This window comes from Algoriphagus halophilus (assembly GCF_041729275.1).
In the GTDB taxonomy this organism is placed as follows: domain Bacteria; phylum Bacteroidota; class Bacteroidia; order Cytophagales; family Cyclobacteriaceae; genus Algoriphagus; species Algoriphagus halophilus_A.
In genome coordinates, this window is the sequence record NZ_CP146486.1 from 2,863,099 (window position 1) to 2,876,277 (window position 13,179).

Annotated in this window: 11 protein-coding genes and 1 pseudogene; 9 read left to right on the forward strand and 3 right to left on the reverse strand. The window is 38.8% G+C overall.

Annotation, left to right across the window (positions count from 1 at the left end; all coding sequences use genetic code 11):
- The first annotated feature begins 7 nt into the window (after positions 1-7).
- The gene (locus V8V91_RS15345) at positions 8-1,129 is read left to right on the forward strand and encodes a DUF748 domain-containing protein (protein ID WP_373395976.1); all 1,122 of its coding nucleotides are present in this window, start codon (positions 8-10) and stop codon (positions 1,127-1,129) included.
- A 138-nt stretch (positions 1,130-1,267) separates the two neighbouring features.
- Here the strand turns inward: V8V91_RS15345 and V8V91_RS15350 are convergent, their stop codons facing one another.
- From V8V91_RS15350 to V8V91_RS15360, 3 genes are all read right to left on the reverse strand, one after another.
- Complete coding sequence (locus V8V91_RS15350) at positions 1,268-2,671, reverse strand: efflux transporter outer membrane subunit (RefSeq protein WP_373395978.1); 1,404 nt, start codon at positions 2,669-2,671, stop codon at positions 1,268-1,270.
- Entirely contained in the window at positions 2,668-5,835 is a 3,168-nt protein-coding gene (locus V8V91_RS15355) for an efflux RND transporter permease subunit (RefSeq protein WP_373395980.1), read from the reverse strand. Before V8V91_RS15355 ends, V8V91_RS15350 begins: the two co-directional genes overlap by 4 nt.
- Before the next feature lie 389 nt (positions 5,836-6,224).
- Positions 6,225-6,977 carry an efflux RND transporter periplasmic adaptor subunit gene (locus V8V91_RS15360; protein ID WP_373395982.1) on the reverse strand — a complete coding sequence of 251 codons (753 nt, stop codon included), beginning with the start codon at positions 6,975-6,977 and terminating at the stop codon, positions 6,225-6,227.
- 367 nt (positions 6,978-7,344) lie between these two features.
- Between V8V91_RS15360 and V8V91_RS15365 the strand changes: the two are divergent.
- The 8 genes and pseudogenes from V8V91_RS15365 to V8V91_RS15400 form a co-directional block, all read left to right on the forward strand.
- A pseudogene (locus tag V8V91_RS15365) lies at positions 7,345-7,488 on the forward strand (carboxypeptidase-like regulatory domain-containing protein); the annotation flags it as partial.
- Between the two features lie 42 nt (positions 7,489-7,530).
- Entirely contained in the window at positions 7,531-9,378 is a 1,848-nt protein-coding gene (locus tag V8V91_RS15370) for a TonB-dependent receptor plug domain-containing protein (RefSeq protein ID WP_373395984.1), read from the forward strand.
- 10 nt (positions 9,379-9,388) lie between these two features.
- Complete coding sequence (locus tag V8V91_RS15375; protein ID WP_373395986.1) at positions 9,389-10,033, forward strand: hypothetical protein; 645 nt, start codon at positions 9,389-9,391, stop codon at positions 10,031-10,033.
- Positions 10,034-10,119: 86 nt separating this feature from the next.
- Positions 10,120-11,187, forward strand: a complete 1,068-nt coding sequence (locus V8V91_RS15380; protein WP_373395988.1) for a sensor histidine kinase — start codon at positions 10,120-10,122, stop codon at positions 11,185-11,187.
- Entirely contained in the window at positions 11,184-11,936 is a 753-nt protein-coding gene (locus V8V91_RS15385; protein ID WP_373395990.1) for a LytR/AlgR family response regulator transcription factor, read from the forward strand. Before V8V91_RS15380 ends, V8V91_RS15385 begins: the two co-directional genes overlap by 4 nt.
- 15 nt (positions 11,937-11,951) lie before the next feature.
- Positions 11,952-12,335 (forward strand): hypothetical protein, encoded by a 384-nt coding sequence (locus tag V8V91_RS15390; protein ID WP_373395991.1) that lies wholly within the window; start codon positions 11,952-11,954, stop codon positions 12,333-12,335.
- The gene (locus V8V91_RS15395) at positions 12,326-12,793 is read left to right on the forward strand and encodes a hypothetical protein (protein ID WP_373395993.1); all 468 of its coding nucleotides are present in this window, start codon (positions 12,326-12,328) and stop codon (positions 12,791-12,793) included. Before V8V91_RS15390 ends, V8V91_RS15395 begins: the two co-directional genes overlap by 10 nt.
- Before the next feature lie 68 nt (positions 12,794-12,861).
- Positions 12,862-13,077 carry a hypothetical protein gene (locus V8V91_RS15400; RefSeq protein WP_373395994.1) on the forward strand — a complete coding sequence of 72 codons (216 nt, stop codon included), beginning with the start codon at positions 12,862-12,864 and terminating at the stop codon, positions 13,075-13,077.
- Positions 13,078-13,179: the final 102 nt, after the last annotated feature.

A 13,179-nucleotide genomic window follows, 5' to 3' on the forward strand; every position in this document is an offset into this window, starting at 1 on the left:
TGAAATCATGGCGAGTGGTATTGAGACTGATTCTGTTCAGCTAGATAAAGCTATTCCTTTTAAGTTGGAGGAATTGAAAATAGGCCTTAAAAACCTTTCCTATCTGCTTTCAGAAAATCAGATTTTTAGGTTTGAATCTTATGCCTTTGATTTTTCAGGAGGTCGGATGGACTTAGAAAAAATCAGTTTAGAGCTTAATCAGGAATGGTATGAACAAGCCAAAAATCAACCCGAACAAAAGGAAATTATGGAATTCGACATTGGAAGTGTTGCCATAAGAGGGTTGAGCGAAGCTAGCCAATTTGGAGATTCATTAATGATCATCGCAGAATCGATCACCTTGGATAGTGTTGATTTTAAGATCGGGAAAGATAAAAACAGACCCTTTCCACCAAAGGAACTCAAACAAGACTTTTCCTATTTATTGGAGGCATTGACCTTTCCCATGAAAGTAGATTCCGTAAAGGTCACCAATTCTGCGGTAACCTATTCCGAAATAGGAAGTGGTCAAACCTTACCTGGAAAAATTAATTTATCAGAGGTCAATGGTCTGGTCTTGAATGTTTCTACCATCGAAGAAGTTGAGCGGGAAAACAGTCTCTATGTAACATTATCTGCAGTTTTTGACGGATCTGGAAAATTAAGCTTGGAAGTTCATGAAAATTACTTTGAGCGTGAATGGGAAGCTGACCTGACTTTAGAAGATATGGATATGAAAGACCTCAATCAAACTGTGAACAATTTAGCTGGCATCTTCATCGCTTCTGGAAAATTGAACAAGCTCCACCTTAATATGGAGGCAAATGCGAGTTTCTCGGACAACCATTTTTTGATGGAATATGAAGATTTTAAAATTGAACTACTGAACCCTGAACACCATAAAAAAGGATTCTTAAGTAGCCTGGCAAATTTGGCAGTACACAAACAACACAAGCCTGGGGATAAACATTTCCAAGAACTTGCTTATGCCACTCCTAGAGACCCCTATAAGGGACCTATCAATTTAATTTGGCTGAGTGCCAAGGACGGGCTCTTGGCCACCGTTCCCATCAAAGCTGCAAGGAAATTAATGGTTCACTCCAAAAATGATAAGAGAGGGAGAAAGAATGGAAAAAAAGAAAACAACTAGTAATAAGCTTCCCAGGCTTGAATATAGTTGTATCAAGCAGTCTCTATTTTTGAGCTATTTTTCAATGGAGTACTTTGTTCCCTTTTCATACTTTCTAATTCGTAGTACGCTAGATTGGAAGCTCAAGTCAATTTTAAATTACCAACCTCCTCCCAAGGCTTTGTATAACTGCGCATAGCTGCTCAATAAATCTTGTTTTGTTCCAGCATAATTCAGTTGAGAATCAAAAGCTTGACGTTGGGATTCTAGGTACTCCAAGTAGCTTGTCACCCCTTGATTATATCTTTCTTGGGATAAAAACATGGCTCGAACAGCTGCATTGACGTGGTCTTCCCTGGCTTTGAGCTCGTCTCGTAAAGATTCAATGGCTATCAGTGTGTTTTCTACTTCTCTAAAAGCTTCCAACACTGTTCGCTCGTAATTTAAAACAGCCTGTCTAGTCCTACTTTCTTCAATATCTACTTGTCTTTGTAAGGCCCCCCAATTAATTAATGGGCCAATGATAGAGCCTCCTAGGTTCCAGGCCGCTCCACCTGATCCCAAGCTATTAAATTCATTTCCTGCAACACCAAGAATTCCTGTGAGTGAAATGTTAGGCAGACGATTTGCTTTAGCTGCACCTACTAAGGCATTAGAGGAAATCAATTCTTGTTCGGCAATCAGAATATCAGGTCGCCTTGCCAAAAGCTGACTTGGTAAGCCCTCTGGAATAGAAATTTCCAAAGTTTGGTCTAATAATCCTGTATTTGTAGTGATCGATTGTGGTAATTCCCCCACTAGTACACTGAGTAAATTTTCGGTTTGCCGAATCAATCGTTGCCATAAAGGCACACTTCCTTTTGCAATGGCAGATTGGATTTGTGCTTGGTTCAAATCAATTTCTGCAATCACTCCTTTTTCAAATCGCTCTTCTATGATTAACTCCATACTATCCCGAAGAGTCACGGTCTCATTTGAGATCTGAAGCCTTAATTTATATTCCAAGAGCTGAAAATAGGAAGTAGCCACTGTACTCATCAAGCTAAGTTGAGTAGCCCTATACCCTTCTTGACTGGCTAAAATAGTAGCTTTGGCCGCTTCGTTCAGTCTCCTATATTTTCCCCAAAAATCCAATTCCCAGTTGACCGTACCGAAACCCGTAAAGATATTTTGGGTTGGGATGGTATTAAATCCCGCAAAGTTACCTCGAGAAGCATTCCCTGAATAACCAATGGAAGGTAGCATTTGAGATCTCTGAATCACCAAAGCGCTTTGGGCCTGCAAAATATTTTCAGCAGCAATCTCTAGATCCTGATTATTTTGGATGGCTCGTTGGATCAGGGTATCCAATACGGGATCATGAAAAATAGTAAACCAATCAATATTCACTAAGGAGTCCACCTGAAGGGTATCAATCTTGACCAGTTCAAAGTTTTGCTGATAAGTAGAATCCACTTCTCTATATTGATCAGGTATCAACACTTCTATTCCTTGATAGTTCTGTCCAGACTTACAAGACCACAGCGTATACATTAATAAACTAAATAGAAGCAGTTTCCTCATGACTTTTTGGCATTTACAAGTGCATCACGCTTAGCTTCATATTTCCCCAACTTCCCGATAAGAACAAAAAGCATGGGATAAAGAAATAGTCCCAATAAAGTGGCTACTCCGATTCCTCCTAATAAGGCAACACCCATCACTTTTCTGGCTTCTGCGCCAGATCCTGAAGCAAAAATCAGTGGTAAAATCCCTAAAATAAAAGAGAATACCGTCATCAAAATCGGCCTAAAACGAAGTTTGGCTGCCTCAACTGCCGCATCAAAAAGCGACATCCCTTCATCAAACTTAATTTTGGCAAACTCTACAATTAATATCGCATTTTTGGCAGCCATCGCTATAAGCATCACCAATGAGATTTGTGCAAAAATATTATTGAGATAAGCTTCATCCATCTGCCTTGCTAAAAACAGGAACAAGAAGGCCCCAAAAAGTGCAAAGGGCGTTCCTAATAAAATAGCAAAAGGCATGGACCAACTTTCGTATTGGGCTGCCAAAATCAAGAATACGAAAAATAAGGAAAAGGCGAAAACTATTCCCGTTTGACCCGAAGAAGCTTTTTCCTGAAAGCTCATTCCATTCCAGCTAAATGCCATGTCCTCAGGTAAGGTTTCGATTGCCACCTCTTCTAGGGCTTTCAATGCTTGAGAGGAGGAGTACCCTGGTGCTGGTGACCCTGTGACTTCTGCCGATCGAAATAAGTTAAACCGATTGGTATAATCAGGCCCAGAAATTCTTTTTACCTCTACAAAGCTCGAAACCGGCACTGATTCTCCATTATTGTTTTTCACAAAAAACAGATCCAATCCCTCTTCATTTTGCCTATACTCAGGTTCAGCCTGAACATAGGCCTTGTATAACCTTCCGAATCTGTTAAAATCATTGATATAGGCTCCTCCCAAATAGGCAGCAAAAGTATTGTAAACATCTCCTAATCTTACCCCTGTTTTTAGAATCTTATCTTGATTGATTTCCATAAAACGTTGCGGAACAGAAGCTTGATAAGTGGTAAATGCACTGGCAATTTCAGGCCTTGCTTGTGCTGCTTTGATGAAAGCATAGGTTTTTTGAGCCAAATAAGTTGGGTCTTGACCTTTTTTATCCTGGATCATAATACTAAAACCCGACCCATTTCCAAGTCCCGGTATCGCCGGGGGACCAAAAGAAAAGACCCTAGCTTGTTGAATTTCTTTTGCGAAAATTATATTGAGTCTCTGAATAATTTCAGATGCTTCTGCATCTCTTTCATCCCAGTCTTTCAAAGTAATGAACATAAAACCTGTGTTAGGGATAAAAGACCCTGCAAGTAAACTAAAGCCAGATAGAGCAGTGGCAAATTCAGTCTCTGGTTGAGCCAAAACGATCTCTTCTATCTTTTTCATGACCTCGTCTGACCTTTGGATGGAGGCTGCATCAGGAAGCTGTACATTGACATAAATAAATCCTTGATCTTCCTCTGGTAAAAATCCTCCTGGAACCATAGAGCCCAAAACCCCAGCAGCCAATAGTGTTATCAAAATATACAAGGATCCTCTTTTCAGCTTTCCTGTAATCCCCTTTGTAAGCCCATAATAGCCTTCTGTACTTTTATCAAAACCAGTATTGAATTTGGAGAAAAAACGACCTAATAAACCTTTAGAAGGTCCTGTTGGGCTCTTCAGCAAGACGGAACATAGTGCTGGGCTTAATGTCAAGGCATTAATGGATGAAAATACAACTGACACTGCAATGGTGATAGCAAATTGCTGATACAACCTCCCCGTAATTCCGGCCATGGCTGCTACTGGAACAAAAACTGCTATCATTACCAAAGTAGTGGCAATGACTGGCGCAGTCACCTCACGCATAGCTGCAGTTGTTGCTGTTTTAGGATCCATCCCTTTTTGCATATTCACCTGAACAGCCTCTACCACCACAATCGCATCATCTACTACAATCCCAATCGCTAAAACCAAGCCTAGAAGGGATAGGGTATTGATGGAAAAACCCAACAGGGGAAAAACCATAAACGCAGCCAACAAGGACACCGGAATAGCCAGAGTAGGAATCAAAGTTGCTCTCCAATCCTGGATGAAAAGGAATACCACTACAATTACGAGTAATAAAGCGATTACTAGCGTTTCTATAATTTCAGATATCCCGGCTTTGATGGGAGCAGTAGAATCTAAAGAAACCTTGTATTCAATGCCTTCAGGAAAATCTGCTGCCAGCTCATCCATGGTTTCTCTAACTGTTGAAGCCAGTTGCACTGCATTTGATCCTGGAGCTTGGTAAAGCGCAATAATGGCACATTCATTTTTATTGAGCCTAGTAAATGCATTGTAGGACTCCACTCCCAATTCTACTCTGGCAACATCTTTAATGAAAATCTGGCTACCGTCTGGATTGGTTCGAATGACCACATTTCTAAATTCCTCTTCTGATACCAGTCTATCTGGTAGGCGCACCGTATAGGTAAATTCAGTGCCTGGAGGAGCAGGTTCTGAGCCAAACTTCCCTCCCGGTGCAATTACATTCTGCTGCCTTACTGCATCCACTATTTCTGGAATAGTAATACCAAGTTTGGCTAATCTATCAGGCTTAACCCAAATCCTCATCGAATAATCACTTGCCCCCAATACCTGTACTCTACCTATTCCCTTAATTCTCGCCAGTTGGTCTTTGACATTGATAATTCCATAGTTCCCCAGAAATTCCTGATCATATTCGCTTTCGGAAGTCAGAGTCACCAACATCAAAATATTGGGCATGGACTTTTCCGTTTTCACACCAAGCCTTTTTACTTCCTCAGGCAATTTTGGAGTTGCAGCTGCTGCTCTCGTTTGGGTAAAAACGGTATTCATATCTGGATCCGTACCTAGATCAAACGTAACATCTATCGCTAATGAACCATCATTTGCATTGGTCGACCTCATGTAGAGCATGTTCTCTACTCCATTTATTTCCTGCTCCAAAGGAGAAGCTACCGATTGTTCGACACTAATCGCGTTAGCACCAGTAAAGGAAGTACTTACCCTCACCACAGGTGGGGTTATATCAGGATATTGTTCTATTGCAAGACCTAGTATGGAAATACCCCCTATGACAACCATAAAAATGGCTATTACGATGGCTACAACGGGTCTTTTTACAAAGAATATCTGCTTGGAATCGTCTAGTTCAGCCATTTACCTAGTCGTCGTACTGTGATTGAAATGTAACTTCATTGGGTACCACCACTTGTCCTTCAGCCACTTTTTGGATCGCGTCCAATACTACTTTATCTCCCGAATTTAAACCGGATTGGACCAAATAATAGTCTCTGTAAGTGCCGGCAATCTCTACCGGTTGTTGATGAACGGTGTTATCTTCATCGACTTTGAAAACAAAAATCTTCCCTGAAACTCACTGAAAGCCCGCTGAGGCACGATTAGCCCATTCTCGACTTCATCAAATGGCACTCTCACCCTTGCAAACTGCCCCGGTCTAATCAATCGATCTGGATTTGGAAAGGTGGTTTGTATCAAAATAGTCCCTGAGGTTTCATCTATCTGCCTATTTATAAAATCAACCATTCCTAATTGATCAAAAACAGTCCCGTCAGATAAAATGAGTTTAATATCTGCAACCTCCGATTTAACTTTTCTTTTTCTTCTTGGTATTCCCTGAATAATAAGAGATAATCATTTTCAGAAAGGTAAAATTCTACCCTAACCGAATCTATCAGCGACACTGTATTCAAAATCACTGGATTGGGATCCCTCCCAACATATTCACCTACTTTTGCATTGGTTTTTCCGATAATACCATTGATGGGAGACTTGATATTCGTATATCCCAATTGAATATCTTGATACCTCACTTGGGCTTCAGCTGCACTTACCATGGCTTTTGCCGCATCTCGATTGGCAATCGCGGCATCTAGGTCTTTTTGTGAAATGGCATTGATTTCTGCAAGTGGGATATATCTAGCCAAATCATTTTCGGCTTGTGTCAAAGCTACTTTTGAAGAAGCTAATTGGCTATTGGCGGTATTGACTCTTTCTTGGAAAGGATCAGAATCTACGGTGTAAAGCAAATCCCCTTTTTGAACCATTCGACCTTCCTGAAAATGTATCCCTTCCAAATAACCTTCAGCCCGCGCACGTATTGGAATGTCTATTTTCCCAAAAACATGGGCAACAAAATCTTTTTCCAACAGAACTGACTCTGATTTGACATTTACTACATCCACCTTAAGCGGGGGAGTTTGAACAGTCTCATTATTCTTAGAGCAGGAAAAAGCCAATAAAGCTATTGCTAAAATCCTAATTCTTTTCAATTGAATCATTGGATGAATGTTTAAATTCAAAAAGGGAATGATTAATTAACAATCTATCTAAAAATGACCATTTTTTGATAATAAAGCACAAACGATGATGGCTTTTATTTAAAACAGGTAGTTCAAATTAATACTTTCAAAAAAATTCATCCACAGGTTTTTACAGTTCAGTAGCAGGTTGATACAGTTCAGTCAGTTCAAATTTTTAACCCGGATTCCTCCCGACATATTTGGCTTAAATCTAAGCCGACATGAAAACGCTCTACCTTTTTACCTATCTCTTTTTTCTTCAAATAGGCCTCTTATTTGGGCAAAGTCAAATTTCGGGAATCATCACCGATGAAAAAGGCCTCCTCTACCAGGTGTCAATATCTTTATTAAAGGTAGCTTTGATGGGGCAAGTAGTGACACAGAGGGCAAATATGTTTTTGAAACTTCTTTAGAAGGTGAACAAACCCTTGTTTTCCAATTTTTAGGATTTAAAGCCCAGGAACTTTCCATCAATTGTAATCAACAATCTATACAAGTAGAATCTATTCGATTAATCGAAGCAATTACCGAAATGAATGCTGTTACTATTTCTGCCGGGGCTATGGATGCGTCGGATGAAAGTAAGGCAGTCATCTTGAAACCAATTGATATTGTCACGACCCCAAGTGCTATGGGTGATGTTGTGGGAGCGTTTCAGACTTTACCAGGTACAAGTACTGTAGGAAATGACGGAAGGCTATTTGTACGTGGTGGTGATGCCAGCGAAGTGGGTATTTATGTGGATGGCATGCGTGTAGGAAATGCTTATGGCACTACTGCTGCAAATGTTCCAACAAGGACTCGATTCAATGCAAATTTATTCAAAGGTACCTTTTTCAGTACAGGAGGTTATTCAGCGGAATATGGCCAAGCGCTTTCCTCTGCTTTGGCTTTAAAAACCAAAGACTTGGCCATCCGAAACCAAGGGGATCTTAGCATCATGTCTGTGGGAGGAGGGTATTCCCACACCCTCGCCAACGAAAAGCACAGCATTACTCTATCCGCTAATTATTTTGATCTACAGGCCTATCAAAATCTAATCAAACAAAACTTTGATTGGGAAAGAAGTCCTCACAGTTGGGATCTGGAATTAGCGGCTCAACAAAAGATTAAAAAGAATGGCTTAGTGAAAGTATTGGCTAGAACAGAATCAGGGGGAATGTCACTTTGGAGACCAGAACCTGGTAAAGAAGAAAGAGGAGTCCTGACAGATATCAACAATACCTATTCTTATGTTCAGACAAATTATAGACAAGCCCTAAAAAACAACTGGACCTTATTTTCAGGTATCGCTTTTTCACACAACAAGGATGAGATCGGGTTGGATAGTCTGCAGGTTCACCGAACTAGTAAGTTAACGCACATTAAAACTACTGCAACCAAAGATTTTTCTGATCGGGTATCTGCCAATTCAGGGATAGAGGTGTATCTCCATGGTTATGAAGAGTTACTTCCCAATAACAACCTTAGCAGAAAAATTGATGAAACCGAAGCTTACCTATTCACAGAATGGGATTGGTATCTCAACAAAGATTTCATAGTAAGAGGGGGCCTTCGAGGAGGTAGGAGCCAGTTATCCGATCAATATTGGCTTGACCCTAGGATTTCTTTAGCATACAAAGTTTCCGAAAATGGAACAATCTCTTTTGCCTCTGGAAAATTTCATCAATTGCCTGTGGATAACTACAGAGTCATAGACAATAGTTTACAAAATTCAAATTCCAATCATCTGATTTTAAATTACTTATATGCAAATGATGGGATTACATTTCGAAGTGAACTTTTTTATAAATCATATGATAGATTGGTCACTTTTGAAGATTATCCACAAGATCCACAAGAGCTAAGTAATGGTGGATACGGTAATGCAAAAGGATTTGACCTCTTTTACAGGGATAGAAAAAGCATCAAAAACACGGATTTTTGGGTCACTTATAGTTTTGTGGACAGTGAGCGAAAATTTGATCAATTCTCCAATCAGGTTCAACCGAATTTTGCTCCAAAGCATAACTTTTCGATAGTCGCAAAGCATTTCATAACAAATCTTAATTCACAATTTGGGGCTTCATTTTCTTTGAATGATGGCTATACCTACTCCAACCCAAATTTGCCGGGAGAAATGAACTCAAAAACCGAGAGCTATCAAAGTTTAAGTCTGTCATGGAGCTACCTACCCAAACCGAATTTGATCATTCATTTAGCTTGCAGCAATGTGTTGGGAAGGGAAAATATCTTTGGATATACCTATACTCAAAATCCCAATGAAATGGGAGTTTTTGAATCTCTGCCAAGTGGACAGGCAGCTCCAAGATTTCTCTTCCTTGGGATCTTCCTGACTTTATCCAAAGACAAAACAGCAAATAATCTAAACAACTTATAAAACTAAAATCATGAAAAAGTCAATTTTAACATTCGCTCTCCTATTTATTTGGATCACTTTTGTAAAAGCCATGGACCCTGCATATGAAGCGGTTATGCAAAAGCAAATACAGGCTATGAACTCTATTCCAAACTTGGAAACAGCACAGCAGGTAACCAATGGTTTTATCAGGATCGCAGAAGCAAAGAATGAGGAGTGGCTTCCATTATATTATGCAGCTTATACGAATGTAATTTCAGCTTTCCGTTTTGATGTTAACAAAGACCAATATTTTGACCAAGCTTTGCAATGGGTGAATAAAGCAGCTGAAATATCGCCAGATAATTCTGAAATCACCGCCTTGCATGGATTCGTTATTATGGGTAAACTAAGTGTAGATCCAGCCAGCAGAGGACAAGAAATGAGTCCTATGGCCATGCAGTTATTTAATAAGGCCATTAACCAAGATCGTGAAAATCCGCGTGCGGTTACCTTAATGGCCCAAATGGAATTAGGAATGTCTCAATTCTTTGGTTCAGGACCAGAAAAAGCATGTGGAATGGCAAGATTAGGGTTAGAGCTTTTTAAGAAGGAGAAAATGAAAATTACGGAAGACTATATCTTACCTACTTGGGGAGAAAGAGATGCTGAGGGTGTTTTAAAGAATTGTAAATGATTTAATTGTGTAAAATCAATAAAGAGCTAATTACGGATGACACGAATCTTTATTCTGAATTAGCTCTTTTTTATTATCTTCCTACGATGCTTAAAAAATCATCTTCTAAAAAAGGTCAAGGATTATGGAATAACTTACGAAGCTTCCTAATCATCAACCTTTGTATAGCCATCATCTTGGTAATATTCTTTTGTCCCAAATGCTTTTTGACTTGGGACGGAATCGTGGGTGTGATTCCTGATTTTTTCTATAGCTTCATCATAACCATGGCCTTGAGTTTTGGAGGTAGTAAAATTGAGGATTTTTATGATCAACGAATTTCTTGGATTTCTTATCCCCTCAAAAGACTAATATGCACCATACTGACTTATTTGGTGTATTCATTTGTCGTATCTTTTATCATTGTATTTTCCTTTGCCTACCTTCAAGGCCAATTTAACTTATCAAAAATCCCATGGAGCTCCATCCTGGATTTCACCTTTGTGCCAATGCAAATTGCGTTTGTATTCATGGCGATATTCACAACCAGAAGTTGGCTATTAGAATGGAGAAAATCAGCGATCGAGGCAGAGCAGCTAAGATCCGAAAAACTAGCTAGTCAGTATCAGGGACTAAAAGACCAGCTAAACCCTCATTTCCTTTTTAATTCTTTAAATGTATTATCAAACCTGGTGTATGAGGATGCAGATCGGTCTGCGGCTTTTATTCAAAAACTTTCTAAGATTTATCGATACGTTTTAGATGTCCAACATGAAGAATTGATATCATTGGAAGAAGAAGCTGCGTTTGCTAGAAACTTTCTAGAACTTCAAAAAATTCGATTTGAGGATAGTTTAGAGTTCAACATCCAACTTCAGCAAGTAACTAATTATTTTTTGCCCCCTCTATCATTGCAATTGCTTTTAGAGAATGCTATTAAACACAATATTGCAAGTCAGGAAAACCCGCTTTTTATTCATATAATTCAGAAAGAAGATGAGTTATGGGTAAGCAATACCTTACAATTGAAATCCGGAAATACAACGACTAACAAAGGAATTGGGCTGGAAAACATCCGCTTAAGATACCTTCATCTCAGCAATAAAGAAATTACAATAACTCAAACACAAGATGAGTTTCTTGTTCAGCTTCCATTATTAAAAATATTCAAATGAAGATTTTACTGATTGAAGATGAAAAACCAGCTGTCAAAAGGCTCTTGAGTCTGATAAAGGATTACTTTCCCAACTCAGAATTCATTACTGATCTAGACACGGTAAAAAAAACCATTCAGTGGCTACACTCTCATGAAAACCCCGATTTGATGTTTTGCGACATCCAATTGGCAGATGGAAACAGTTTTGAGATTTTTGAACAAGTGAGTGTTAAAGCCCCTGTCATTTTTACAACTGCCTACGATCAATATGCCATAAAGGCTTTCAAGGTGAATGCTGTCGATTACCTATTAAAGCCCATAGATCCTGAGGAATTAAAAAGAGCCATAAATAGATTTAATCAACAGAAGCTTAATCAAAACCTGGATTTATCCCTTATTCAACAGCTCATTGGCAAAGAAAAATCCAGCTTTAAAAACCGGTTTTTAGTGAAATTTGGAGAAAAGATCCAAAGTATCTCTATTCAGGATGTTGCTTTCTTTTATAGTGAGGAGCGCGTGACCTTTTTACAAACTCATGAGGGGAAAAAGTACGTGTTGGATAGTACTTTAGAGCAAGTAGAATCGCAGGTAGACCCAACATTATTTTTCCGAATAAACCGAAAATATCTTTGTTCATATTCCTCAATTTCAGATATTTTCATTTATTCAAATAGTAGACTCAAGATAAAATTGATCAATTGTGAAGACCAAGACATTTTGATCAGTCGTGATAAAACTTCAGATTTTAAAAACTGGCTGGATGGTTAGCTCTCACTATTTTTTATGGAAGACAAACTAGATATTGAAAAAAAACAGGAAGAACTGAGTTGGCTGGAAAACCTTCAGCGAAACAGTTGGGAGCCTGAGGTCATCATTTCAGGTATTACGCTTGCCTTTCTATTTGCTTTCCCTTCCCAGCTTTTTGAATTTGCAGCCTACTTGATTCAAGATCTAGGAACAGGCTTTTTACCAGCCATTTTAATCTTGATTTATTCTTCTACCATCATTTCTGTTTTCAAAATTTTCTTTGTGGTGCATTTAATCCTAAGGTTTGTTTGGGCAGGTTTGTTGGGGTTGAGCTATGCATTTCCCGAAGGTGTAATTGAAAAAACCTATTTAAGTTTGGGCAAGGTTATCAATATCAAAAACCGGATGAAATGGTTTTGAAGCTGGAACGCATATGCAGTATGACCTTTGCCTTTCCAGTTTCACTCGTGATTACATTCCTAATTGTAACCGTCTATTTAGGGATTTTGATTTCCATTTATATATGGTTTGATCTCCCTTTTCTATTTATATATGTGATCTTTTTTATGACCATTTTGGGCTTTGCTTTTTTTATGATTTCCTCAAGGAGAACCCGGTTCAAAAAATGGTATTCGAGCACCATCATCAGTTCAATTTCGTCTATTTATCAAAGTAACCTAGGTAAATGGTTTACCGTTTTTTATGCCTTCTTCATATTTGTGTTGGCCCTTCCTATAATCATGACAGATATTGAGGATTTCGGAATGTTTGACAACGAAAGAAATATTGGAGGCCCCAGTGAGCGGGAATGGCCAGCCAAATACCTACATTTTGAGGATTATCATGATCCCGAAAAAGATACCCAAGGGCTTTTATAGATCAAGAAATCACCAATGACAATATCATAGAAATCAGCATTGCCAGATACGAAGGAGATCGAAAAGTGATGGAAGATATTAAGAGAAATTTTTCAGGAAAATTAGACTCCTTGCAATGGAAAATACTTTCTGAAACTGCACATTTACATCGTATCTATGTGGACGATTCACTAATACCTGTGAACAAATGGTCCAAAGTGAGGTTCCCCAATACCAAGCAAAAAATCTATCAAGCAGTACTTGATTTAAAAGAACAGCTCCAGGTCCTCATACACTTCGGGTAGAAAAACTGATGTTGAGTTATGATTTTTTTAGCAATGAACCCACGTTTAAAGTATTGGAGAACTGGTCCAGATTTGAATTTATCAAACAATGAAACTTTCTGA

Bases quoted from the DNA above. Each gene is read 5' to 3' on its own strand.
- V8V91_RS15345 (WP_373395976.1), top strand. From the start codon at position 8: ATGGCGAGTGGTATTGAGACTGATTCTGTTCAGCTAGATAAAGCTATT.
- V8V91_RS15350 (WP_373395978.1), bottom strand. From the start codon at position 2,671: ATGAGGAAACTGCTTCTATTTAGTTTATTAATGTATACGCTGTGGTCT.
- V8V91_RS15355 (WP_373395980.1), bottom strand. From the start codon at position 5,835: ATGGCTGAACTAGACGATTCCAAGCAGATATTCTTTGTAAAAAGACCC.
- V8V91_RS15360 (WP_373395982.1), bottom strand. From the start codon at position 6,977: ATGATTCAATTGAAAAGAATTAGGATTTTAGCAATAGCTTTATTGGCT.
- V8V91_RS15370 (WP_373395984.1), top strand. From the start codon at position 7,531: ATGAATGCTGTTACTATTTCTGCCGGGGCTATGGATGCGTCGGATGAA.
- V8V91_RS15375 (WP_373395986.1), top strand. From the start codon at position 9,389: ATGAAAAAGTCAATTTTAACATTCGCTCTCCTATTTATTTGGATCACT.
- V8V91_RS15380 (WP_373395988.1), top strand. From the start codon at position 10,120: ATGCTTAAAAAATCATCTTCTAAAAAAGGTCAAGGATTATGGAATAAC.
- V8V91_RS15385 (WP_373395990.1), top strand. From the start codon at position 11,184: ATGAAGATTTTACTGATTGAAGATGAAAAACCAGCTGTCAAAAGGCTC.
- V8V91_RS15390 (WP_373395991.1), top strand. From the start codon at position 11,952: ATGGAAGACAAACTAGATATTGAAAAAAAACAGGAAGAACTGAGTTGG.
- V8V91_RS15395 (WP_373395993.1), top strand. From the start codon at position 12,326: ATGGTTTTGAAGCTGGAACGCATATGCAGTATGACCTTTGCCTTTCCA.
- V8V91_RS15400 (WP_373395994.1), top strand. From the start codon at position 12,862: ATGGAAGATATTAAGAGAAATTTTTCAGGAAAATTAGACTCCTTGCAA.